At 59.0% G+C, this 23188-nt stretch carries 23 protein-coding genes and 1 tRNA gene; 10 read left to right on the top strand and 14 right to left on the bottom strand.

Annotated features, from left to right (window positions below; genetic code table 11):
• Window positions 1-34 precede the first annotated feature (34 nt).
• A complete protein-coding gene (locus AABB31_RS05135) occupies window positions 35-454 on the top strand; it encodes an Lrp/AsnC family transcriptional regulator (protein ID WP_342075527.1) in 420 nt (139 codons plus the stop codon).
• Here AABB31_RS05135 and AABB31_RS05130 read toward each other — a convergent pair.
• Together AABB31_RS05130 and AABB31_RS05125 are read right to left on the bottom strand one after the other, a co-directional pair.
• Window positions 411-902, bottom strand: coding sequence for a disulfide bond formation protein B (locus AABB31_RS05130; RefSeq protein ID WP_342075528.1), 492 nt, complete (start codon window positions 900-902; stop codon window positions 411-413). The two genes, AABB31_RS05135 and AABB31_RS05130, sit on opposite strands and share 44 nt — an antisense overlap.
• Window positions 899-1477 carry a YqaA family protein gene (locus AABB31_RS05125; RefSeq protein WP_342075529.1) on the bottom strand — a complete coding sequence of 193 codons (579 nt, stop codon included), beginning with the start codon at window positions 1475-1477 and terminating at the stop codon, window positions 899-901. Before AABB31_RS05125 ends, AABB31_RS05130 begins: the two co-directional genes overlap by 4 nt.
• Before the next feature lie 109 nt (window positions 1478-1586).
• Between AABB31_RS05125 and AABB31_RS05120 the strand changes: the two genes are divergently transcribed.
• The 3 genes from AABB31_RS05120 (at window position 1587) to AABB31_RS05110 (ending at window position 3495) form a co-directional block, all read left to right on the top strand.
• Window positions 1587-2447: a neutral zinc metallopeptidase gene (locus tag AABB31_RS05120; RefSeq protein WP_342075530.1), complete on the top strand. Its 861-nt coding sequence runs from the start codon at window positions 1587-1589 to the stop codon at window positions 2445-2447.
• A 62-nt stretch (window positions 2448-2509) separates the two neighbouring features.
• Window positions 2510-2595 (top strand) — tRNA-Leu (locus AABB31_RS05115).
• A 252-nt stretch (window positions 2596-2847) separates the two neighbouring features.
• On the top strand, window positions 2848-3495 hold the full coding sequence (locus AABB31_RS05110) for a Hint domain-containing protein (RefSeq protein WP_342075531.1): 648 nt from the start codon (window positions 2848-2850) through the stop codon (window positions 3493-3495).
• Here AABB31_RS05110 and AABB31_RS05105 read toward each other — a convergent pair.
• The 4 genes from AABB31_RS05105 to hemB all read right to left on the bottom strand — a co-directional run bounded on the left by AABB31_RS05105 (window position 3488) and on the right by hemB (window position 8274).
• On the bottom strand, window positions 3488-4081 hold the full coding sequence (locus AABB31_RS05105; protein ID WP_342075532.1) for a nucleotidyltransferase family protein: 594 nt from the start codon (window positions 4079-4081) through the stop codon (window positions 3488-3490). The genes AABB31_RS05110 and AABB31_RS05105 overlap by 8 nt on opposite strands.
• A complete protein-coding gene (locus AABB31_RS05100; RefSeq protein WP_342075533.1) occupies window positions 4081-6486 on the bottom strand; it encodes an FAD-dependent oxidoreductase in 2406 nt (801 codons plus the stop codon). Before AABB31_RS05100 ends, AABB31_RS05105 begins: the two co-directional genes overlap by 1 nt.
• Window positions 6487-6591: 105 nt before the next feature.
• Complete coding sequence (locus AABB31_RS05095; protein WP_342075534.1) at window positions 6592-7149, bottom strand: YSC84-related protein; 558 nt, start codon at window positions 7147-7149, stop codon at window positions 6592-6594.
• Window positions 7150-7275: 126 nt separating this feature from the next.
• Window positions 7276-8274: a porphobilinogen synthase gene (gene hemB / locus AABB31_RS05090; RefSeq protein WP_373635493.1), complete on the bottom strand. Its 999-nt coding sequence runs from the start codon at window positions 8272-8274 to the stop codon at window positions 7276-7278.
• Window positions 8275-8396: 122 nt separating this feature from the next.
• Here hemB and AABB31_RS05085 point away from each other — a divergent pair, with 122 nt between their 5' ends.
• Window positions 8397-8921 carry a hypothetical protein gene (locus tag AABB31_RS05085; RefSeq protein WP_342075535.1) on the top strand — a complete coding sequence of 175 codons (525 nt, stop codon included), beginning with the start codon at window positions 8397-8399 and terminating at the stop codon, window positions 8919-8921.
• 62 nt (window positions 8922-8983) lie between these two features.
• A complete protein-coding gene (gene mfd, locus AABB31_RS05080; protein WP_342075536.1) occupies window positions 8984-12433 on the top strand; it encodes a transcription-repair coupling factor in 3450 nt (1149 codons plus the stop codon).
• A gap of 9 nt (window positions 12434-12442) precedes the next feature.
• Here mfd and AABB31_RS05075 read toward each other — a convergent pair whose 3' ends face one another.
• The 3 genes from AABB31_RS05075 to AABB31_RS05065 form a co-directional block, all read right to left on the bottom strand.
• Window positions 12443-13639 carry a multidrug effflux MFS transporter gene (locus AABB31_RS05075; RefSeq protein WP_342075537.1) on the bottom strand — a complete coding sequence of 399 codons (1197 nt, stop codon included), beginning with the start codon at window positions 13637-13639 and terminating at the stop codon, window positions 12443-12445.
• 190 nt (window positions 13640-13829) lie between these two features.
• The gene (locus AABB31_RS05070) at window positions 13830-14474 is read right to left on the bottom strand and encodes a DsbA family oxidoreductase (RefSeq protein WP_342075538.1); all 645 of its coding nucleotides are present in this window, start codon (window positions 14472-14474) and stop codon (window positions 13830-13832) included.
• Window positions 14461-15951 carry a class I adenylate-forming enzyme family protein gene (locus tag AABB31_RS05065; protein WP_342075539.1) on the bottom strand — a complete coding sequence of 497 codons (1491 nt, stop codon included), beginning with the start codon at window positions 15949-15951 and terminating at the stop codon, window positions 14461-14463. The genes AABB31_RS05070 and AABB31_RS05065 overlap by 14 nt, the downstream gene beginning before the upstream one ends.
• 65 nt (window positions 15952-16016) lie before the next feature.
• On the opposite strand from AABB31_RS05065, the gene AABB31_RS05060 reads away from it, so the two are divergent.
• Window positions 16017-16640, top strand: coding sequence for an XRE family transcriptional regulator (locus tag AABB31_RS05060; RefSeq protein WP_342075540.1), 624 nt, complete (start codon window positions 16017-16019; stop codon window positions 16638-16640).
• Between the two features lie 6 nt (window positions 16641-16646).
• On the opposite strand, the gene AABB31_RS05055 is transcribed toward AABB31_RS05060, so the two are convergent.
• The 3 genes from AABB31_RS05055 to AABB31_RS05045 all read right to left on the bottom strand — a co-directional run bounded on the left by AABB31_RS05055 (window position 16647) and on the right by AABB31_RS05045 (window position 19379).
• Window positions 16647-17291, bottom strand: a complete 645-nt coding sequence (locus AABB31_RS05055) for an MIP/aquaporin family protein (protein ID WP_342078889.1) — start codon at window positions 17289-17291, stop codon at window positions 16647-16649.
• Between the two features lie 100 nt (window positions 17292-17391).
• Window positions 17392-17520, bottom strand: coding sequence for a hypothetical protein (locus AABB31_RS05050; protein ID WP_342075541.1), 129 nt, complete (start codon window positions 17518-17520; stop codon window positions 17392-17394).
• A 56-nt stretch (window positions 17521-17576) separates the two neighbouring features.
• Window positions 17577-19379, bottom strand: a complete 1803-nt coding sequence (locus AABB31_RS05045; protein ID WP_342075542.1) for an extracellular solute-binding protein — start codon at window positions 19377-19379, stop codon at window positions 17577-17579.
• Between the two features lie 269 nt (window positions 19380-19648).
• On the opposite strand from AABB31_RS05045, the gene AABB31_RS05040 reads away from it, so the two are divergent.
• The 3 genes from AABB31_RS05040 to AABB31_RS05030 are packed head-to-tail and all read left to right on the top strand — an operon-like array spanning window position 19649 to window position 21698.
• Window positions 19649-20422, top strand: coding sequence for a 3-hydroxybutyrate dehydrogenase (locus tag AABB31_RS05040; protein ID WP_342075543.1), 774 nt, complete (start codon window positions 19649-19651; stop codon window positions 20420-20422).
• Window positions 20419-20667 (top strand): pentapeptide repeat-containing protein, encoded by a 249-nt coding sequence (locus tag AABB31_RS05035; protein ID WP_373635492.1) that lies wholly within the window; start codon window positions 20419-20421, stop codon window positions 20665-20667. The genes AABB31_RS05040 and AABB31_RS05035 overlap by 4 nt, the downstream gene beginning before the upstream one ends.
• On the top strand, window positions 20652-21698 hold the full coding sequence (locus AABB31_RS05030; RefSeq protein WP_342075545.1) for a patatin-like phospholipase family protein: 1047 nt from the start codon (window positions 20652-20654) through the stop codon (window positions 21696-21698). The genes AABB31_RS05035 and AABB31_RS05030 overlap by 16 nt, the downstream gene beginning before the upstream one ends.
• Before the next feature lie 110 nt (window positions 21699-21808).
• Here the strand turns inward: AABB31_RS05030 and AABB31_RS05025 are convergent, their stop codons facing one another.
• Window positions 21809-22414, bottom strand: coding sequence for a LysE/ArgO family amino acid transporter (locus AABB31_RS05025; protein WP_373635784.1), 606 nt, complete (start codon window positions 22412-22414; stop codon window positions 21809-21811).
• Between the two features lie 3 nt (window positions 22415-22417).
• Window positions 22418-23146, bottom strand: coding sequence for a DUF502 domain-containing protein (locus AABB31_RS05020; RefSeq protein ID WP_342078890.1), 729 nt, complete (start codon window positions 23144-23146; stop codon window positions 22418-22420).
• Between the last annotated feature and the right edge of the window lie 42 nt (window positions 23147-23188).

The following is a 23188-nucleotide window of genomic DNA, read 5'->3' as shown; positions in this document are numbered from 1 at the left end:
ATTGCAGGTGAACTCAGCAAAATGGGCAAGCCGAATGGACGAATTGGATAATCGCCTGATTTCTGCGCTGAAACAGGATGGGCGCGCATCACTGTCGGATCTGGCCGGGCAATTGGGCGTGACCCGGTCGACCGTGCGGGTCCGTCTGGACCGGTTGATCGGGGGCGGCGAAATCGTGGGCTTTACGGCACTGACCCGGTCCGATGTCCGCCCCGATGCGGTGCGGGGCCTGATGATGCTGGAAATCGCCGGACGCGGGGCAGAGCGCGCGTTGGGGCGTCTGACCGGGATGGCCGGGGTGCGTGCGGTGCATTCAACCAATGGCACATGGGATCTGATTGCCGAAATCGGCGCTGATACATTGGAAGACTTTGACCGCATCCTGTTTGCGGTTCGGCGCGTTGACGGCGTTACCCGATCCGAGACGAGCCTTTTGCTGTCGACGCGCCGCTAAGGATGATCGCCATGATCCAGCCGACCATCAGGTCCAGCGAAAACAGGGCGTTCCAGCTGGCCATGGACAGCCCCAGAAATTCCCACGACACCTGATCGCACATCACGACCCGCGGCCCTTCGACGGCCAGCAGGTCAGCCCCGCTGAGCCCATCCAGCGCCCCACCGCCGGTGCAGCTGCTGGGGCCTTCCCACCAGTCCCGCTCGACCCCGGTGTGGAAAATGCCAATCCCTGCGGTCGTTGCGGCGGCAAGTGCGCCAATCAGCGGCAGCAGCCGCCCCTGAATTTGCAGCGCCAGCAATCCCACGACGATGGCAACCGCATGCGGCCAGCGTTGCCACAGGCACATCGCACAGGGCGGATAGCCCAGCATCTGAAAGATAAACGCCCCACCCAGAAGTGCCACAGACCCGCCCGTGGCCAGAATGATCATCAGGTTGCGGGTCATAGTAATCCGATCAGGGCAAAGCCGCCGATCAGCAGCAGGCAAAACAGGATGAACATCAATCCCAGCCGTTTTTCGATGAAGTCCCGAATAGGTTCACCAAATTTCCACAAAAGGGCGGCCACGATGAAAAAGCGTAAGGCACGCGCGAAGATGGACGAGGCGATAAAGACAGGCAGGGATAGACCGGTGACGCCCGATGCGATGGTGATGACCTTGAATGGCAGGAATGTTACCCCCGCAACCACGACTGCCCAGGCCCCGTATTCGTTAAAGACGGCGGACATTTCAGCAAAGCTTGCATCCTTGCCGTAGAATTCAAGGATTGGTTGGCCAATCGTCCCCATCAGGGCGTGGCCGATATAATAGCCAAACAGACCGCCCCCCACCGATGCCACCGTCGCCACGCCCGCGATCAGGAAGGCCCGCGATGGTCTGGCAATGATCATCGGGATCATCAGCACATCCGGCGGGATCGGAAAGAAAGAGGATTCCACAAAGGCGACAATGGCAAGCGCCCACAACGCGTGCGGCGATTGTGCCAGTGACATGGTCCAGTTGTAGAGCCTGCGAAGCATAATGAACTTTCTGCAATTTTTTGCGTTAGGCCATGACGGGTCGCAGTGGTCAAGCTTGTGTGCCCCATCAAACCGCATAAAGTGACCTGAGCGTGGGGGAGTATCACACATGAAATGGCAAGGACGGCGCGGAAGCAGCAATATCGAGGACCGGCGGCGCAGTGGTGGCCGTGGCCGACGCAGTGTCGGTGGCATTGGGGGGATCGCGGGTGTCCTGATTCTTTTGGCCGGGTGGTATTTTGGCGTTGATACAAGCCAGTTCGTTGATCTGGGCGGCAATGGCACGGTCCAGACCAGCCAATCCACCGAAATCACCCCGGCAGATGAACGTGCGGCAGAATTCGTCTCGGTCACGCTTGCCGATACCGAAGAGGTCTGGGCCGATATCTTTCAGCGTCAGGTGGGCGAGCCTTATGTTCCCCCAACACTTGTACTTTTTAAGGGTCAGACCCAATCAGCCTGTGGGGGTGCGTCTGCGGCCACCGGTCCGTTCTACTGCCCGCCAGAAGAAAAGGCCTTTCTGGACACCGCATTCTTTACAACTCTCGAACAGCGCCTTGGGGCGGCAGGCGATTTTGCGGCGGCCTATGTGGTTGCCCATGAAATTGCCCATCATGTTCAGAACGAGTTGGGGATTTTGGGACAGGTGAACCAATTGCGCGCCCAGATGAGCGAGGCAGATTCCAACGCCATGTCCGTGCGGGTCGAACTGCAGGCCGATTGTTTTTCGGGCATTTGGGCGCGGGCGGCACAGGCCCGTTTCAACAGTCTGGAACGCGGCGATATTGCCGAGGCGATGAATGCCGCGGCTCAGATTGGCGATGATACGCTGCAACGCAATGCGGGGCAGGTGGTGCGCCCGCACACCTTTACCCACGGCACCAGCGAGCAGCGACAGCGTTGGTTCGCCCGCGGTTACGAAAGCGGCAATCTGGCCGATTGTGATACATTTTCGGCGACACGCCTGTAGCGCCAAAAAAGCGTACCCTGTGATTGACGCGCCCTGCGCTGCGCTTTAGGAGATGCGCACTGGCCGATGTGGCGGAATGGTAGACGCAGGGGATTCAAAATCCCCCGATGGCAACATCGTGAGAGTTCGAGTCTCTCCATCGGCACCACACGTTTTTGCGTGTTCCCCCAAACTTGTAGAAAAATGTCACGCCCGCACTGAACTTTCGTCTAGTTTGTGACGGATTTGTTTGTGTGTCGGCAGTTTTCCGCCTACAAGGGATGTACGGTGCCTCATTGTTCCCGGCGCCCTCGGTCAATACGTCCGGATATCCGGCGTAAGTGTCGACATTGGCATCATATTCAGATGCCGTTTGGTGATGCGGCTGGTCGTTGTTTAAACAAGTGTGAGTTGAGTACGAATGAATATTGATACCGCTAAGACCGCCATGCGCGACGCTGTGCGATCGGTGCAGCCAACGGTCCCGTGCTTTACGCCCGGAACACGTATCGCGACGCCAAAGGGCGAACGTCTGGTCGAGCATCTTCAGATCGGTGACCGGGTCCTGACCCGCGATAACGGCATTCAGCAGATTGCCTGGGTGGGTGACAGGCAGGTCAGCATGGATGATCTGAAGGCCATGCCAAAACTGCGGCCGGTTCTGATCCGGGCGGGATCGCTGGGTGATCATATGCCGGAACGCGATATGCTCGTCTCACCTTATCACCGGATGCTGATCGTCTCGGAAATGGCCCGGACCCATTTTTATGAAAACGAAGTTTTTGTCGCCGCCACGCATCTGACAAAGCTGGACGGTGTCGAGACGGTGAATGTCCCTGGTACATCCTACATCCACTTTATGTTTGATGATCATCAGGCCGTGTTGGCCGACGGCACATGGAGCGAAAGTTTCCAGCCGAGCGCCTATACGCTTGGCAGCATCGTGCCTGAACAACGTGATGAGCTATTTGCCCTGTTCCCAGAGCTTGAGACCAAGGAAGGCGTCAAAAAGTTCCGGGCCGCCCGCAAGACGCTAAGCAAACTAGAGGCGCTATTGCCGTTCAGGTAAGGCGCCCCGCCCGCCAGTCATCCCAATCCTGGGGCGTGTCCAGATCAAGCCGGGCGCGCCGCCCTTTTAGCGGGGTCAGGTGGGTCTGTGCCTTGCGTGGGTTCACCAAGGCTTCACCGCCGCCATCACCGTGCAATTTCGCAAATTCCGGGCGCAGGCTTGCATCAAAGATGATCGGGTGACCGGATTTGCCATCGGCTGTTGCGCCACGCCAGATCACAAAGTCGGGGTTGTCGGTGCGGGCCTGGTCGATCCGGCGCAAATCACTGGCATCAATCGCAACCAGGTCCGCCAGAACCATCATGAATGCCTCGCATTTGGGCAGCATGGCGACCGCCCCGCGCATGGTGCCTGACATCCCCTCAGCCGCGTCTGCCACCGCAAGGACCTGCACATCCAGCCCCGCAAGTGCCGCAGCGCGCGGGTGATCTGCCGCCGGCAAGGCCACAAAAACCGGCCCGCCAAGCGCCAGCGCCTGACGCGCATGTTGACGCAAAAGCGGCTGGCCGCCCACATCCTCCATCAGCTTGTCCCGACCACCCATGCGGGTCGATCCGCCGCCGGCAAGGATCAGAATGGGGATCATCAGGCCATCGACCGCCGCGCAGGATCAAAAAGGGCGGTCGATAACTGCGTGGCCTTGCGGCGTTGGCCCATGATCTCGATTTCCGCGACAAGTCCGTCACCTGCCTGGGCGCGCGGGATTAACGCTATGGCAATTGATTGATCCGCATGATGCGAATAGCCGCCCGAGGTGCAGAACCCCACAACGTCGCCATCAATAAAGACCGGTTCATAGGCCACGACATCTGCGTCATCCGCATCAACCGCAAACGCGACAAGCGTCCGTGCGGGCGGTGTTGCGCGCTCGGCCTCTGCCGCGGCCCGGCCGATGAAATCGGTGTTCTTCTTGAAGTCGATAAAGCGATCCATCCCGGTTTCCGCGGCGGTGTAATCGGGTGAATATTCCCGCTGCCATGCGCCAAAGAACCGATCCAGTCGCAGCGACATCATGGCCCGCATGCCAAACGGCGTGATCCCCAGCGGTTGCCCGGCCTGCCAGAGGGTCCACCACAATTGTCGCTGATCCATGGGATCGCAGTAGATTTCATAGCCCAGATCGCCTGTGTAGCTGACCCGCTGCACGATACAGGCAACCTGTCCCGCCGTCATGCGGCGCACGTCGAGGAATTTGAGTGTCGCCACATCGTCGCGCGTGCATGCGGCCAGTAAGGCGCCTGCCTTTGGTCCAGCAATCTGAAAGCCCGTGCGCCGGTCCGAGATATTGGCGACTTGCGCATCGGGGCTGGCGTTTTGCATGAACCAGCGGTGATGAATGGCCTGCGCACCATAGCTGGCGGTCAGCTGGTATTCGGTTTCCGACAGACAGGAGATGGTGAAATCCCCCCATAGACGCCCGCCGGGTGACAGCATTGGGGTCAATGACATCCGCCCGGGCTGCGGGACGCGCCCGGCCATGATCCGATCCAGCCAATCGCGCGCGCCCATGCCCGTTACGCTGAACTTGCCGAAATTCTGGACCTCGTTGATGCCAACACCGGCGCGGACGGCCTGAACCTCGCGCCGTGTTGCGTTCCACGCGTCGGACCGGCGGAATGTTGGTGTCTCAAAGGTCGGGTCGTCGTCGCGGGCGAAATAATTCGCAACCTCCAACCCGAACTGGTGGCCCCAGACCGCCCCAAGATCACTGAAGATGTCATACATTGGCGTTGTCCGGTGGGGGCGGGCGGCTGGCAGTTCCTCATTGGGGTAGCTGACAGAAAACCGGTTCTGGTAGTTTTCGATGACTTTGGGGCGGGTATAGCCGGGTGTGATCCATGATCCGTAACGGGCCACATCCAGGGCTGTTACGTCGCGTTCGCATTCGCCCTGCGTCATCCATTGGGCCAGCATCAGACCAACGCCGCCCGCCTGACTGAAGCCCGCCATCACCCCGCAGGCGGACCAGTAATTCCGCATGCCCGGCACTGGCCCGACCAATGGGTTGCCGTCCGGTGCAAAGGTAAACGGGCCGTGGATGACCGTCTTGACGCCCGCATTGGCAAGGATCGGAAAGCGGCGATAGGCAAACTCGATCGAGGCCTCGACCTTGTCGAGGTCGTCTGGCAGCAATTCATGCCCGAAATCCCACGGCGTTCCATCAACGGCCCATGGCTTGCAGGGCTTTTCATAGAACCCGATACACAGGCCGCGCCCTTCCTGGCGCAGATAGCTTTCCCCGCCCGGATCAATCACATGGGGGTGTTCCTCATCGCGGTTATAGATGTCGGGAATGTCGTCGGTGACGATATATTGGTGTTCCATCGGGTGCAGCGGTGCATAAATCCCGGCCATGGCCGCAACTTCCCGCGCCCAAAGACCGCCCGCATTGACCACATGTTCGGCGTGGATCGTTCCCTTGTCCGTCACCACCTCCCAAGTACCATCGGGGCGCTGATTGGTTTCGGTGACCTTGCAATGGGTCTCGATCGTCGCACCGCCCATGCGGGCCGCCTTTGCATAGGCATGCGTGGTTCCCGAGGGGTCCAGATGCCCGTCCAGAGGGTCATATAGCGCGCCGACAATCCCATCGAGATTTGTGATCGGGGCGATCTTTGCAATCTCTTCGGGACCCACGATATGGGTATCCAGCCCCATATAGCGATGCTTGGCCCGTTCGGCGACAAGCATGTCAAACCGGTCCTGATTGTCCGCCAGCGTCACGCCACCCGAATGATGCAGCCCGCAGGACATGCCGGTAATGTCCTCAAGTTCCTTGTAAAGCTTGATGGTGTAGCCTTGCAAAGCGGCCATGTTGGTGTCGCCGTTCAGCGTATGAAAACCGCCCGCCGCGTGCCAGGTCGAGCCCGAGGTCAGTTCCGAGCGTTCCAGCAACATCACATCCGACCAGCCAAGCTTGGTCAGGTGGTACAGGACGGAGCATCCGACAACACCTCCGCCAATGACGGCCACTCTGGTTGTTGTCTGCATGCGCTTTCTCCCGTTGGCCCGCAGGATGATGCTGCGGGCTTAGCGGGCAGGTGGCTTATCCGAAAACGACATTTTTCGTCGCAGGCATGCGCTGGCTTTCATCCACTACGGGATGATGCGGGTGTACTTGATCCCCTCCAGCGATGCGCCGATCCGCAAGCCGGTTTGGGCAAAGTTCACGGCGATCACAGGTGATAGCGACGTGGTGGTTTCAGCCCGCAGGCTTTCGCCCTGATCGCTGACGGCGTATTCGATATCCGCACCGGCAGCCCAACCGGGCGACCGGCGGAATTCCAGCAATGCCTCTTGGGTCATGAAGAACAGAACCGAACTGAACTGCTGGGCGCCGATCTGGAACCCGGCACTGCCGCTTGCGGCGGAATAGTAATCGACGGTGCTGTCCTGAACCAGCAAGGCCCCGCGTCCGAAACTGCCGCCAAGGCCGATCCCGGCCTCGGTGATCAGTGGCATGACCAGCATGCCTGCGGCCCGGCCTGCAAGGTCACGGGTGCCGGGGTAAGTCTGATACATGAAGTTCAGCGTGCTTTGAACGCGGGCATCAATCGTTGCAGCCCCGTTGCTGCCGATCCCGTTGCCGCATGCCGCCAGTGATGTGGATGCCAAAATACCAAGCGCAACGTTGCGCCGTGTCAAACTGCTCATATCTAGGTCCGCCTTATGTGCCTGTGTGGGGCTTTGTGCCTCTTATGGGCGCAGCATACGCAATCAATGCTAGCGTGTCACGCGGAAGCTGCCGGGCGCATCTGGCGGCCGCTCAAGATGGCATCGTCAGGCATTCAGCAGTCTGGCTGCAGCAGGTGCAAAATAGGTCAGAATGCCGTCACAACCGGCCCGTTTGAACCCCAGCAGGCTTTCCATCATGACCTTTTCAAGGTCTAGCCAGCCGTTTTGGGCGGCGGCCTGGATCATCGCGTATTCACCGCTGACCTGATAGGCATAGGTCGGGACGCCGAACATGTCCTTCACGCGTCTGCAAATATCCAGGTAGGGCGTACCCGGTTTTACCATGATCATATCAGCCCCTTCGGACAGGTCGCGGGCGACCAGGCGCAACGCCTCGTCGCTATTGCCGGGATCCATCTGATAGGTGTTCTTGTCGCCCGTCAGCGCCGAAGAGGCACCGACCGCATCGCGAAACGGGCCATAAAAGCTGGACGCGTATTTGGCGGTATAGCTCAGGATCGTGACGTCCTGATGCCCGGCGCTTTCAAGGGCGCCCCGAATGGCCCCGATGCGCCCATCCATCATGTCCGAAGGGCCAAGGATATCGGCGCCCGCATCGGCCTGTGCCAGACCCATTTTCACCAGCGCCTCGACGGTGCGGTCATTGACGATTTCGCCATTTTCGACAAAGCCGTCATGCCCGTTGATGTTATAGGGGTCGAGCGCGATATCCGTCATCACCGCAATATCGGGTGCTGCGGCCTTGATCGCGCGGATGGCCTGATTGGTCAGGTTGTCGGGGTCCCAGGCCATGGCGCAATCTTCGGTCCGGGCCTCCATCCCTGTATAGGGAAAGATGCAAATCGCTTTGATGCCAAGGGCTTGGGCCTCTGTCGCGGCTTTTGCAATGCGATCCACCGTCTTGCGGGTCACGCCGGGCATCGAGGCGACGGGGGTTTCGGCATCAACCCCGTCCATCACGAATACCGGCCAAATCAGGTCATCAACGCTGAGCGTGTTCTGCCTTGCAAGCGCGCGCAGCGCAGGTGTTTTGCGCATGCGACGCAGCCGCGTGGTCGGAAATGGAGCAACGGTTGGTTTCATTGGCGGGCCTCCGGACAAGCTGGGAACTTGGTTACACGGAATTACATCCTTCACAAGTCTGGGCAAGCCGCAGGACCCGCGTTAGTGTCGCGACGCAAATCAACTGATGAATGAGACCGGTAGTGGATTGGAACGACGCAATTTTTCAAGTGATCGACCTGCGGACGTTTTCCAACATGTGGTACTGGCTTGCGGTTGCGGTGACATGGTCGATGGTCAGTCACTGGATATTGGGCGTGCCGTTCGACATGATCCTGCGGGCGCGGCGTCATGGCGGACAGACGGCACAAGACCTCGATATGATGGTGGCGATCAACGTCCGGCGGTTGCTGGACATCAATGATATTGCAGGGATCTGGATCATGGGCTTTGCGACCTTCATCCTCAGCACGCTTGCGATGATCGGCTTTTACTACGGGTTTGAATTTGCGCAGGGCCTCTTTTTTCTGGCGGTTCCGCTGACGATTGTCGGGATGATCAGTGTGCGGGCGTCGCGCGATTTTGCCGCCGATCAGCCGACCGGCGATGCGCTGGTCAGGGCGTTGATCCGGCTGCGGTTCTGGATCCAGTCCATCGCGATGTTGTCGATCTTTCTGACGGCCATGTATGGGATGTATCACAACCTGTCGCACCCCGTCTGGTTCTGATGCACCGCCAAATTTGCGCGATGCCGGTTGACACGCCGCCCGGTCAGGGTAGGTGAGCGCGCATGTCTGATCCCAAACACATTACGGTCTGCGGCGCGCCGGAAGGTTTCGACGCGCGACTGATCCTTGACGAGGTCGCAAAATCCGGACCGGTCCTGCATGTGGCCCGCGATGACAAGCGTCTGGCCGCGATGCAAGCCGCATTGGCGTTCTTTGCCCCGGATATGCCTGTCTTTGTGTTTCCGGCCTGGGATTGCCTGCCATATGACCGGGTGTCGCCCAATGCCGATATCTCGGCCACGCGCATGGCGACACTGGCCGCGCTTGTCCACGATATGCCCGCGCGGTTTGTTCTGCTCACCTCGCTGGCGGCGGCCACGCAACGTGTGCCGCCACGCGCGGTGCTGCGCGAGGCTGCATTCAAGGCCAGCGTCGGCAGCCGGCTGGATGAGGCCGCATTGCGCGCGTTTCTGGTGCGGATGGGGTTCACGCAAAGCCCCACTGTGATGGAACCCGGCGATTACGCGGTGCGCGGCGGGATCATTGATATCTTTCCGCCTGGCCAATCGGGACCTGTCCGCCTTGATCTGTTTGGCGATGTGCTGGATGGCGCCCGCCGGTTTGATCCGGCGACCCAGCGGACCACCGAAAAACTGACGGATGTGGAACTGGCCCCTGTATCCGAGGTCATTCTGGATGAGGCCGCCATCACCCGGTTTCGGCAGAACTACCGGATCGAGTTTGGGGCCGCTGGCACGGATGATCCGCTTTACGAGGCGATAAGCGCGGGCCGCAAACATGCCGGTGTCGAACATTGGCTGGGATTTTTCGAGGAAAATCTGGAAACACTGTTTGATTACCTGCCCGATGTGACCGTCACATTGGATGATCAGACCGCGTCAGCGCGGGTGTCCCGCTGGGACAGTATCGCCGATCAATACGGAACCCGCATGCACGCCCTGTCGCAGAAGGGGCGGATGGACAGCGTCTATAAGCCAGCGCCGCCCGCATTGCTGTATCTTGACGACGACGCCTGGACGGGCGCTGTCGCGGGTCACCGCGTGCTGCAATTCTCGCCCCTGAAACAGGCAACAGGCCCCGGTGTCATTGATGCAGGCGGGCGGATCGGCCGGAACTTTGCACCTGAACGACAACAGGAAAACATAAGCCTTTTCAAATCACTGTCAGATCATGTGAAGGTCAGGCTAGACGCTGGCCCCGTAGTCATTGCGTCTTATTCCGAAGGGGCGCGCGAGCGTCTTGAAGGGTTGATTGCGGATGAGGGTATCAGCGAAGCCATTCGGGTGAAGGATTTCAGCCGCGTGGATAAACGCGGGGTGCATCTGGCGGTCTGGCCGCTGGATCACGGGTTCGAGGCGCCGGGTCTGACCGTCATTTCGGAACAGGATGTGCTAGGCGACCGCCTGATCCGCCAGACCAAGCGCAAACGCCGGGCAGAGAACTTTCTGTCCGAGGCGAACAGCCTGTCACCGGGCGATCTTGTGGTGCATGTGGATCACGGGGTTGGCCGCTTTCAGGGCATGGAAGTTGTGACAGCCCTTGGGGCGGCGCATGAATGCCTGCTGCTGGAATATGCCGAAAGCTCCAAACTGTATCTGCCGGTCGAGAATATCGAACTGCTTTCGAAATATGGGCATGAGACGGGTTTGCTGGACAAGCTCGGTGGCGGCGCCTGGCAGGCCAAGAAGGCCAAGCTGAAAGAACGGATCAGGCAGATTGCCGAACGGTTGATCCGCGTCGCAGCAGAGCGTGAGTTGCGCACGGCCCCGGCGCTGGACCCGCCTGACGGCTTGTGGGATCAGTTTCTGGCCCGCTTTCCCTATGTGGAAACCGACGATCAGCTGGCCGCGATTGAGGATGTGCTGGACGACATCGCCGCCGGCAAGCCGATGGATCGGTTGATTTGCGGCGATGTGGGCTTTGGCAAAACAGAAGTGGCCATCAGGGCGGCTTTTGTTGCGGCCTTGTCAGGTGTGCAGGTTGCCATTATCGCGCCCACAACGTTGCTGGCCCGCCAGCATTATCAGAACTTTGCCGAACGGTTCCGGGGCTTTCCCGTGAATGTGGCACCCTTGTCCCGGTTTGTCAGTGCAGGCGATGCCGCCAAGACCCGTGATGGCATCACCAAGGGCACGGTCGACATCGTGGTGGGAACCCATGCGCTTTTGGCGAAGGGGATCAGGTTCAAGAACCTTGGCCTGCTCGTCATTGATGAGGAACAAAAATTCGGGGTGCAGCATAAGGAGCGGCTAAAGCAGTTGCGCACCGATGTGCATGTGCTGACCCTGACGGCAACCCCGATTCCACGGACGCTGCAGCTGTCATTGTCGGGCGTGCGTGATCTGTCGATCATCGGCACCCCGCCCATCGACCGGTTGGCGATCCGCACTTATGTCAGCGAGTTCGACACAATCACCATCCGCGAGGCGCTGTTGCGCGAACATTATCGCGGCGGGCAATCCTTCCTTGTTGTTCCGCGGATTTCCGACATGGCGGAAATGGAGAATTTCCTGAAACGTGAAGTGCCCGAGGTGACGTATATCTCGGCCACCGGGCAGATGGCGGCGGGCGAGCTGGATGACCGCATGAACGCGTTTTACGACGGTAAATATGATGTGCTGCTGGCCACGACGATTGTTGAATCGGGCCTCGATATTCCGACCGCGAACACGATGATTGTCTGGCGGGCTGATATGTTTGGCCTGTCACAGCTCTATCAGATCAGGGGCAGGGTGGGTCGATCCAAGACCCGTGCCTATGCCTATCTGACGACGAAACCGCGCCAGAAACTGACGGATACGGCCCAGAAACGGCTGCGTGTGCTGGGGTCCATTGACACGCTGGGGGCCGGGTTCACGCTGGCGTCGCAGGATCTGGATATTCGCGGAGCAGGTAACCTGCTGGGCGAAGAACAGTCCGGGCAGATGCGCGAGGTTGGTTACGAACTTTATCAGCAGATGCTGGAAGAACAGATATCAGCCATCAAATCCGGTGCGGCCGAGGGCATTATCGACGACGGTCAATGGGCGCCGCAGATCAACCTGGGTGTGCCGGTTCTGATCCCGGAAGACTACGTGCCTGATCTGGATGTCCGCCTTGGGCTGTACCGCCGCCTGTCAGAGCTGACGACGAAGGTCGAACTGGAAGGCTTTGCGGCTGAATTGATTGATCGGTTTGGCAAATTGCCCAAAGAGGTCAATACGTTGATGTTGGTCGTGCGCATCAAGGCGATGTGCAAACGGGCCGGGATTGCCAAGCTGGATGCGGGACCCAAAGGGGCCACGATCATGTTCCACAACGACAAATTCGCCTCCCCCGAGGGGTTGGTCGCATTCGTGCATGACCAAAACGGGATGGCCAAGGTCAAGGATAACAAGATCATCGTGCGCCGCGATTGGGCCAAGGAACGCGACAAGATCCAGGGCGCTTTCAACATCGCCCGCGATCTGGCGCAAAAGCTTGCCGACAAAAAGAAACAAGCAAAAGCCTAGGTTCAGGCCCTAGGTCTCGCCCGGGCGTTTGATCATGTTGGTCAGCCACAGCGCAAGGCTGGCGCAGCATAGCGCGCCTACGGCCATCGGCAGCGGTGTGCCGTCGAACATCAATGCCAGCGGGGCGGCAATGATGACCGCACCGACCGTTGCGACCGCCGCAATGACCGAGGCCGCAAGCCCTGCGATATGGCCCATTTCCTCCATCGCGAGCGCGTTAAGGTTGCCGATGGTCATCCCGGCCTGAAAGAAGTTCCCGATCACCCAGATCACATAGGCGCTAAAGGCAAGCCAATAGGGCGCGCCAATCAGCGTGATCGCGATCAGCCCCAAGGTCAGAAAAATCTGGGCGATATACATCCCCTTGATGATGGCCCGCATCCCCAGCCGCACCACGATCCGCGCATTCAGAAAACCTGATGAGGCCGCAACGACCGCGATAAAGCCGAACCACAGGTGAAAATGATCGCCCTGGCCAAAGGTGATATCAAACACCTGCTGCGTCGTGGACAGGATCGTGAACAGCATCCCGAAGGTCAGTGTCTGGACAAAGATCGACAGGCGCGCCGTTCTATGGGCGAACATTTCCCCGACGGCTGACATCAGCGCGCGGAAACTGAGCGGGCGGCGGTCTGCGGGCTGCAATGTCTCGGGCTGTCTTAACATCAGCCACACCGTTGATATCAGCGAAAACGCGATGAAGGCGGCAAAGATCGCCCGCCAGCCAAAGCCCATAATGATGTAATGCCCCAATGTTGGTGCCAACGCGGGGACTACGGAAAAGACCACCATGACCAGTGACAGGATCCGGGCCATGTTGGACCCTGTGTAAAGGTCGCGGATCAGGGCCATCGCGACAACGCGCGGACCTGCGGCCCCGAAACCCTGCACGACGCGGGCGATCAGCATCACCTCTAGCGATTGCGCGGCCCAGGCGGCGGCGGCGGCAATCGAATAAAGGATCGCGCCACCGACCATCACCGGCTTGCGCCCGAATGCATCTGACAGCGGGCCGGTGAACAATGTGCCCAGACCCATCCCAAGCACAAAGCTTGTGATGATCAGTTGCGCATTGTTCAGGTTGTCCGGCGCCAGCGCGGCGCCAATTTCCGGCAGGGCGGGCAGCATCGCATCAATCGAAAACGCCACGGTGGCCGCAACCATGGCCATCAGCGCGATGAACTCGGTTTGGTGCAGGCGCTTCATCGGCGCAGCCAAAGCATGGCGGCCACACCCCATGTCGCAAGTGCGAAAGCTGAATGCAGGACGACAGCGTCAAAAAGCTCAATAGCTGGGCCGCGCCGCTTTTGCGGGCATAACGGCACCGCAGTCATCAACCATCCGGCCTGCCCGGAGGCGCACCCAGACACATAGCCTGATGGCAGGCGCGCCGTGATCATTCAGCGGCTTCTAACTGGTCCATGATGTCTTTGATGACCTTTGCCCACATTTCAGGCGGTTGCGCACCGGGGACGGCATGTTGTTGTGCCACGATGAAGGTGGGGACGGAATTCACGCCCATTTCGCGGCCGTGTTTGTCCCGCGCCCGGATGTCGTCGATATCTGCGTCAGAGGCGAGCAGTTTTGTCACCATGGCCGCATCCATTTCGGCGGTGTCGGCGATGTCAGCCAGCACCTCGTGATCGCCAATGTCGCGCCCGTCTACGAAATAGGCCTTGAACAGCAGATCAACCACAAAGGACTGGCGTTGTTCGATGCCCGCCCAATGGATCAGCCGGTGCGCGTCAATCGTATTGGGTGTGACCTTCATCGCGTCGAAATTGATATGCGCCCCGGTCTTTTCGGCGTGTTCCACAACGGGTGCATAGGCTTTGATAGCGCCTTCCTTGCCCCCGAACTTGCCTTCCAGATAAGCTTTGCGGTCCATCCCGCCTGCGGGCATATCCGGGTTCAGCTGAAACGGGTGCCATTCGATTGTGAACGGGTGATCCGGCACCTCTGCCAATGCCTTGTCCAGATTTGTTTTGCCGATATAGCACCAGGGGCAGATCGGGTCAGAGATGATATCAAGTTTGACCATTTTCGGCCTCCCATTGGGTGCGCAAGACGCGCCTGAGTAGTTTGTTGTTGGCGCCGCGTGGCAGCATGTCTTTGCCAATATAGAGCCGGGGTTGTTTATACCCCGCCAAGCGTTTGTGCATGTGGCTGCGCAACGCCTCTTCATCTATCACGTCTGTCGCCACGTAAAAGGCCGCAATAATGAATGTGCCTGTGCGGACCTGCACAGCGCAGGCTGCAGCCTCGCTGATCGGTGGATATGCAACAAGGGCTGCCTCGACTTCGATCGGGCTGACGCGGTAGCCGCCTGCATTCATCATGTCATCGGCCCGACCCGCATAGGTGATGGCGCCCGCATCATCCATGATCCCGATATCGCCGGTCAGAAACCAATCGCCTTGGTATTTGGCAGCCGTCTCATCCGGTGCCCCCAGATAGCCCAGCATCAGGCCCGGATCAGTTCTGTGCACCGCAATCGTCCCAGGCGTGCCGCGTTGAACGGGGCTGCCATCGGCGATGATCGCGATTTGCCGGCCCCGTTGCGGAAAGCCCGATGTGCCGGGCGGCGCGGGACGCCCCGGACTGCCTGAAATAAAGGTCGAGCATTCGGACATGCCAAATGCCTCGTGAATGGTGGTGCCGGTCTTGGCCTCCCAATCAGCCCGGTAGTCATCGGCGAGTTTTTCGCCAGCCGATAGCCCGTGGCGTAGTTGCGGCAGCCGCGGAAAGTCAGCGCGCAGTATCCGGCGGTAAACCCCGGGTGCTGCTGCGAAAATCGTGACGTCTTGTTGGGCCAGGATTGCGGGAAAGTCCGACAGGTCGGTTTGCGGGGTCGGGATCAGTGCCGTGGCCCCAATTGACCAAGGGTCCATCAGGCCTGTCCCCAGCGTATATGTCCAGTTGAACGCGCCGGCATGCATCACCCGGTCATCTTCGCGCAGCCCGTACCAATCCTGCCACATCATCTGACGCGCCCAGATCGCCCGATGCGCGTGCACAACCGCACGTGGGGTGCCTGAGGTCCCGGATGTGAACACGATATAGGCTGGTCTGTCCGGATCGCCCAAGGCGAAATTCATCGCTGCACGCTTGCCGAACGTCGTACTCATCCGGTCAGCCTCGGCCTGGCCGATGGTCAGTTTTGGAGTCACCGTCTGACGGACTTGTGCCAGTTCGGGTGCGGTCAATTGTGCTGACACGACAACAGGCACCAATCCCGCCGCGATCGCGCCCAAAAAGAAGATGGGGAAATGTGTGCTGTTTCCCAGCTGCAGCAACACGTGATCCCCCGGTGTTGCCTGTTCCAGCAAGCCACTGGCCGCCGATCTGACCTGGTGTGCCAGTTCGCGGAAAGACAAGGTCGCGTTGGGTCTATCACGACCGGCAAGGATCAGCGCTGGTTTGTCATGCAGCCTGTCGGATTGCGCAAAGACATGGGCGGCCATGTTGAACGCGGCCGGTGGCGCGGGGAAGGGGGCGGATGAGGTGACCGACAGCATGGCGCAGGGCTATCCATGCACCGCCCGAGTTGCAAGATCGCTGGCACCCGCTTATGTAGTCGGCCATGCCAGAGAATGACCCCAAGAACCTGATCCGCATCGCGCATGAAAACGGCGATGCCGCTGTTGCCCAACCTCTTGATCTGGGTGTGCGCGTACGCGAGCTGCGCAAGGCGCGCGATTGGACGCTGGAACAGGCCGCCCGGCAGGCGGGTTTGGCCCGCTCGACCTTGTCCAAGATCGAGAACGGGCAAATGTCGCCGACCTATGATGCGCTGAAAAAGCTGGCCGTGGGGCTGGAAATTTCGGTGCCGCAATTGTTCACCCCGCCAGTGAAAGGCCAGGTGAATGGCCGCATGGCCGTGACCAAGTCGGGCGAGGCCACGCAGCAGATCACGACGACCTATGAACATGACCTGTTCGCCAATGCGCTGACATCAAAGAAGATGCTGCCCTATCGCGCCCGGGTCCGCGCCCGTAACATGGAGGATTTCGACGGCTGGATCCGCCATGATGGCGAGGAATTCTTGTATGTGCTGACCGGGCAGGTGCGCCTTTATACAGAGTTCTACGAGCCTGTGGAACTACGGCGTGGCGACAGCGCCTATTACGACGCGGCCATGGGGCATAATGTTGTGTCGATAAGTGCCGAGGATGCCACGATCCTTTGGGTGACATCGCTGGCGTAACGGGCGCTACTTTCCAAACAGTCGGGGCAGGATCAGGGCAGCTACGCCGACCCCGATGATCTGCATCAGGATGAACATCGGAATATGGGCCGGGTTGATCCCCGCAAACGTGTCGCTGAACCCGCGCGCGATTGTAACGGCCGGATTGGCAAAGCTGGTGGATGACGTGAACCAGTACGCCCCGGTGATATAAAGCGCGACAAGTGTTGGTACGGCGTCGGGTTTTTGCTTGATCCCGCCGAAAATCACAAAGAGCAGGCCAAATGTGGCAATGATCTCTGACGCCCATTGCGATGGGCCGGTCCGGTCTGTGGTCGAGACCTGCAGGATCGACAGATCAAACATCAGATGCGCTGCCCAGACCCCGAGGATCCCGCCGATGACCTGAACCAGAACGTAAGGGACCGCCCGGGCCGCCGGTAATTCCCCTCGCAAAAGAAAGGCCAGCGTCACCGCGGGGTTGAAATGTGCGCCCGAGATCGGGCCCAGAACCGTGATGATCACATAAAGAATGCAGCCCGTGGCAATAGCATTTGCCAGCAATGCAATAGCGATATTTCCGCCGGCCAGCGCGTCGCCCATAATGCCGGATCCGACAACACCAATCAGAAGAAATGCGGTGCCGAGGCCCTCTGCCAGAAGGGTCCGCATCATGGCATTGTTGTCCTGTGATGGTCAGGTGCGAGGGTCTTCATGTCGGCCTGTTCGTTAATTTTGGCTTGGGTAGGTGCCAAATGTAACAGCCATATGACTAGAGCACGACATCCGCCGCGCCAACAACGACCTTACCCGTGGTCACAGCCGCTGCGCCGACCATGCGTGCGGGGGTACACGCGCCCAACAGCGCGGCGGCGGCAATCAAAAGTGCAAGGCGTTTCATCAATCAGGCATCCTTTTGTAACAAGACCGGCGGGGGTGCCGCCGGTCTTTGAGGGTTTACTCTTCATACCACCAAACATCAGGCTGCCAACCCGGCCAATCACCGAATATCGGCAGGTTCTCGGGGTATTTCAGCTCTTTGGCATGGGCAATCCGGCTGATGTTCCACTGATAGATCGGAATGACATAACGGCCCGTCGTCAGAATACGGTCAAGCGATTTGACGGCGGCCACAAAGTCATCCTGACTTTCAGATGTCAGCAACTTGCCAATCATCGCGTCCACTGCAGGCGATTTGACACCCATCAGATTGCGGCCGCCTTCCTGATCTGCGTTTTCTGCGCCGTAATAGTTATACTGCTCGTTGCCCGGGGACAGGGAAAGGCCGCGCCGGTAGTAGGTCATGTCGAATTCATAGGCATCCGTCCGTTCCTTGAACTGCGCGCTGTCGGCAACGGTGATGGTGGGGGTCACGCCAATTCTGGCCAGCGATTCCACATACATGTCGATGATGGCCTGATTTTCGCTCGCCCCTTGATCAAGCAGGATGTCAAAAGTGAATGGGGCGCCATCCGCGTTTTTCAGCACACCATCCTGAACGGTCCAACCGGCCGCTTCCATTTGGGCCAATGCAGCGGCGGTGCCGGCGCGGTTGCGTTCCGAGCCGTCACTGACCGGCAGGCTGTAGCCCTCAAGCGCACCCGGTAGCAGTTCGGCGCTGAACGGTTCCAGAAATTCGCGCACGCGGCCTTCGGCAGGTCCGGCGGACATGCCAAGCGGAGAGTTGGACCAATAAGACGTGATCCGGGGCTGCGCCGACCCTGTCATGGCCTCATTGATGAACTCGAAATTGAACGCATGGATCAGGGCGTCGCGCACACGCCAGTCTGCAAATTGCGGCTTGCGGGTGTTCATGACAAAGCCGGTCATGCCTGATGGCCGCTCATGCGGGAGAACCGACAGCACAACGTCGCCGTCCTGAATGGCGGGGAAATTGTACTGGCTTTCCCAGCGGGCCACGTTGAATTCACGGTTGGAATTGACTTCGCCGACTTTGAACGCCTCGAAGGCTGCGGTTTCATCACCGAAGAATTCCAGCCGCACTTCATCAATATTATTCGTACCGCGGCGGAAGGGCACATCACTGCCCCAATAGTCGGCGTTACGGCGCAGGGACACAAAGCGCCCAGCCTCAAAATCGTCGATATAATAGGGGGCTGACGTGATCGGGACGATGTCAGCGGTGCTTTCGGCGAAATCCACCCCGTCCCATTGTGCTTTCTTCAGGATCGGGCGCATGCCGGCTAGCAAGGCAAGCTCGCGATCTGCGACGTTGAAGGTAAATCGCACGGTGCGGTCACCCACTTGTTCCAGGCTTTCGACCTTGGACCAGAACCCCAGATAACGTGGATGCCCGACCGTTCCCAATGTCTCGTATGACCACAGCACGTCCTCGATGGTCATCGGGCTGCCATCCGAGAATGTGATGCCCTCGCGCAGGGTGAATTCAACCCATTCGCGATTCGGCCCGGTCTCGACCGATTCGGCCAGAACCCCATAAAGCGAGAAGGGTTCATCCAGCGATCGCCCCATGAAGCTTTCACCAAGAAAGAAGCGCAATTGCCACGGAACAGAGCCTTTGCGGATGAACGGGTTCAGGCTGTCAAAGCTGCCGACCTCTGCGGTGACGATTTGCCCGCCGGTGGGGGCATCGGGGTTTGCGTAGGGCAGGGACACAAAATCCGGTGGCAGGGCCGGATCGCCATACATAGCTAAGCCATGTTGTGGCTCGGCCTGTGCCGCGACGCCCGCCAGTATCAGTAAGGCTGCACTTGCAGCCCTGCGGAATGGATAAGTCATTAGATGATGCCCCCTGCTTTTGATTTGATTGTTTCCACGGACCGTAAAGAGGGTTTTCAGCCTTTTCAAACTTTTAGCTTGGATGCGCGCAAGTCATTGCTTATAAAGAAGTCACTGCTCGATAGGTTTCTTGCCTGTATGAAACCTGCCTCAATAACTTTACGCCCGCCTTGTGCGGGCGTTTTTTTATGGGCTATCGGAACCGTGACGTGGCTTTTGCAGTTGCAGCATATACACTGAGTCGGAACACAAAGAATCGGAGCCAAGACATGACCCTGACAGGAAAAACTGCCGTTATTACCGGATCCAACTCGGGCATTGGCCTTGGTGTTGCCCGCGAACTGGCCAAGGCTGGCGCCAATGTGGTCCTGAATTCCTACACCGATACGCCCGAAGATCACGCCCTTGCCGCCGAGATCGCCGATGTCACCGGGGTTGAGGCGAAATATGTGCAGGCGGACATGTCCAAAGGTGCTGATTGTCGCCGGCTGATCGTGGCCGCGGGCGGCTGCGATATTCTGGTCAATAATGCCGGCATCCAGCACGTGGCCCCGGTTGAGGATTTCCCGGAAGGCAAGTGGGATGCGATCATCGCGATCAACATGTCCTCGGCCTTTCATACGATTGCAGCCGCGGTCACGGGCATGCGCGAGCGGGGTTATGGCCGCATCATCAACATCGCATCGGCGCATGGGCTGACGGCCTCGCCCTATAAATCCGCATATGTTGCCGCCAAGCACGGGATCGTCGGCCTGACCAAGACCATCGGTCTGGAAACCGCGCAGGACCCGATCACCTGCAACGCGATATGCCCCGGTTATGTCCTGACCCCACTGGTTGAATCGCAGATCCCCGACACGATGAAGGAATACAACATGTCCCGCGAGGACGTGATCAAGAATGTCATGCTCGAGCGGCAGCCGTCCAAGGAATTTGCGACCGTCGAACAACTGGGCGGTACGGCGGTCTATCTGTGTTCTGACGCCGCCGCGCAGGTGACCGGGACCACGATCAGTGTCGATGGCGGGTGGACCGCGCTATGAGTGACGCACCACAATTTCGCGACGCGATGATGGCGCGCGCGGTTTTTGCTGATGTGGATCTGTCACAAGCTGCATTTGATGATGCCAAAATGGCTGGTATCACCATTCGCAATGCCAATCTAGAGGGCGCCGACCTGTCCGATGTTAGTTTGCGAGATGTGACGATCACCAATGCCGATCTGACAGGTATGAAAATCAACGGGGTTTTGGTGACGGATATGTTGGCAGTATGGCAAAAGCAGTAAGCAAACGCATTAACCTCGCTCTGCAGGGTGGCGGGGCGCATGGGGCGTTTACCTGGGGTGTTCTTTGCCGCTTGTTGCAGGACGAAGATATCGAAATCGCCGCGATCTCTGGCACGTCTGCCGGTGCGCTGAACGCCGCGGCGCTGAAATCCGGCTGGGTTGCCGATGGGCGCGCGGGGGCGTTGAAAAACCTTGAATGGCTCTGGGGGCAGGTGGGTGCGATCACCGACCCCAACTTTTCCCATTGGGTTGCGTCGCTGGCCCCAACGGCGGGGATCTGGGCAAAGGCGCTGGAATATTCGCCGACCTATGCCGCCTTTGACATGACCACGCGGATGTTGTCGCCCTATGCCTATGGGCCCGCACTTTCCAACCCGCTGGAACGCATCGTGTCGCAATTCGCCTATGACGCGGTTTGCGCAAAGACCGGACCGGAACTGCATATCTGCGCGACCAATGTGCGTTCGGGCAAAATCCGGGTCTTTACCGGGGAAGAGATCATGCCCGATGTGATCCTGGCATCGGCCTGCCTGCCCAGCCTGTTTCAGGCGGTAGAGTTCACCGATCCCGCCACCGGCCAGACAGAGGCTTTCTGGGATGGTGGATACACCGGCAACCCCGCGCTATTTCCTTTGTTTCGCAAGGACTTGCCTGCGGATGTTCTGATCGTGAATATCAACCCGCTTTACCGCGAGGCTTTGCCGACAGACGTGCAGAGCATCCAGAACCGGGTTAATGAAATCAGCTTCAACAGCTCGCTTTTGCGCGAATTGCGGGCGATTGAATTTGTCCGGCGCCTGATTGGGGATGGTGCGATCAAGCCCGGCACGATGAAGGATGTTCTTGTTCACATGATTGCCGATGACGGGTTGATGAACGAATTGAATGTCGCAACCAAGACGATCCCAACCGCGATTGTGCTGGCCCGCCTAAAAGAAGCAGGCGAGGCTGCGGCAGATGCCTTCTTGCGCACACATAAGGATGACCTGAACGCCCGTAGCACCGTGAACCTGACGGATATGTTCAGCTAAAGCGTTATGCGAAAAACCTGAAACACGTAACGCTGCCTGAAATCAAAGATTTCAACGCGTTACGTGATGCTCGATGTATCAGGTATTTCGTCAAACGCTATAGGCAAGGGTCATCCAAACAGCAGCTTGGCCGCCAGCGCCCACATCACAAGGCCGATCAGCACATCAAGCACCCGCCATGCCCGTGCCGATTGCATGATCGGCGCCAGCAGGCGCGCGCCGTAGCCCAGCCCAAAGAAAAAAACGAAAGAGGCTGACACAGCGCCAATCCCAAAAGCGGTTTTTGCGTCCACGGCCTCAAACCGGGTTGATACCGCCCCGATCAATGCCAGCGTGTCCAGATAGACATGCGGGTTCAGCCACGTAAACGCGGCCCCCGTCGCCAGGGTCTGCCACAACCCGCCGGATTTTCCGGCCAGTTGCATTGCATAATCACCCTTCCAGGCCGCGTGAAACCGCAAGGCCCCGTAAACCAGCAGGAATGCTGCACCCCCCCAGGCCATGAATTGCGGCAATTGGGGGTAGAGTGTCACGATATAGCCAAAGCCAAGCACACCCGCCGTGATCAGCAGCGCATCCGACGTTGCACATAGCAGGCAAAGCCAGAACACATGCGCCCGGGCCAGCCCTTGCCGCAGCACAAACGCGTTTTGCGCCCCAATCGCAAGGATCAGCGCAAATGCAGTGGTAAAACCTGTAAGCAGAGGTGTGAGCAGGACTTATTCCGCAGCTTCGACCAGGGTCGGTTCCGATTTGTCATTGGGATAGACAAGGCCGGCCGAAATCACAAGCTTGGCGGCATCTTCCACGGTCATATCCAGCACCCTGACGTCACGCGCGGGCAGGAAAAGCAGGAAACCCGAGGTCGGGTTGGGTGTTGTGGGCAGGAACACTGTCACAACGGGTTCGCCATCTGACAGTTTCGTATCAATCTCGCCCTTTGCATTGGTCGAGATAAACGCAATCGCCCATATCCCCTTGCGCGGATATTCAACGAGACAGGCCTTGTCAAAAGAGGTGTCGCGCTGGGAAAAGACCGTCTCGGCGATTTGTTTGGCGGCGTTATAGACCGACCGGATGATCGGCATGCGGTCAACGAAGCGTTCGCCGATTGACAGGAAGGATCGCCCGATCAGCCCTTTGCCGATCCAGCCAACGATCATCGTGAAGATCAGGAAGATGACAACGCCAACGCCCCGCACATTGACGTCGATCCAGTTTTCCGGCGTTCGACCAAGCAGCCGGTTGACCAGCTCTTCGGGATGGTAGGCATTTGGGACAAATGGCCAGACCCAGCTATCCACCCAGCCCACAACCGTCCAGATCAGCCACAGGGTCAGCCCGATTGGGGCCACGATAATCAATCCCGCAAGGAAATTACCCCGCAGCCGCGCAATCAAACTCGGCTTGGTCCGACGCTTGTGATCATGGCTGTCGTGGTCTTGCATCAGGGTATCCGCCTCATCGTTGCATCTCATTTAGGCATTGGT

Origin of the sequence: Yoonia sp. SS1-5 (assembly GCF_038443705.2) — a bacterium.
In the GTDB taxonomy this organism is placed as follows: Bacteria; Pseudomonadota; Alphaproteobacteria; order Rhodobacterales; family Rhodobacteraceae; genus Yoonia; species Yoonia rhodophyticola.
This window is presented reverse-complemented; position numbering and strand designations above follow the sequence as displayed.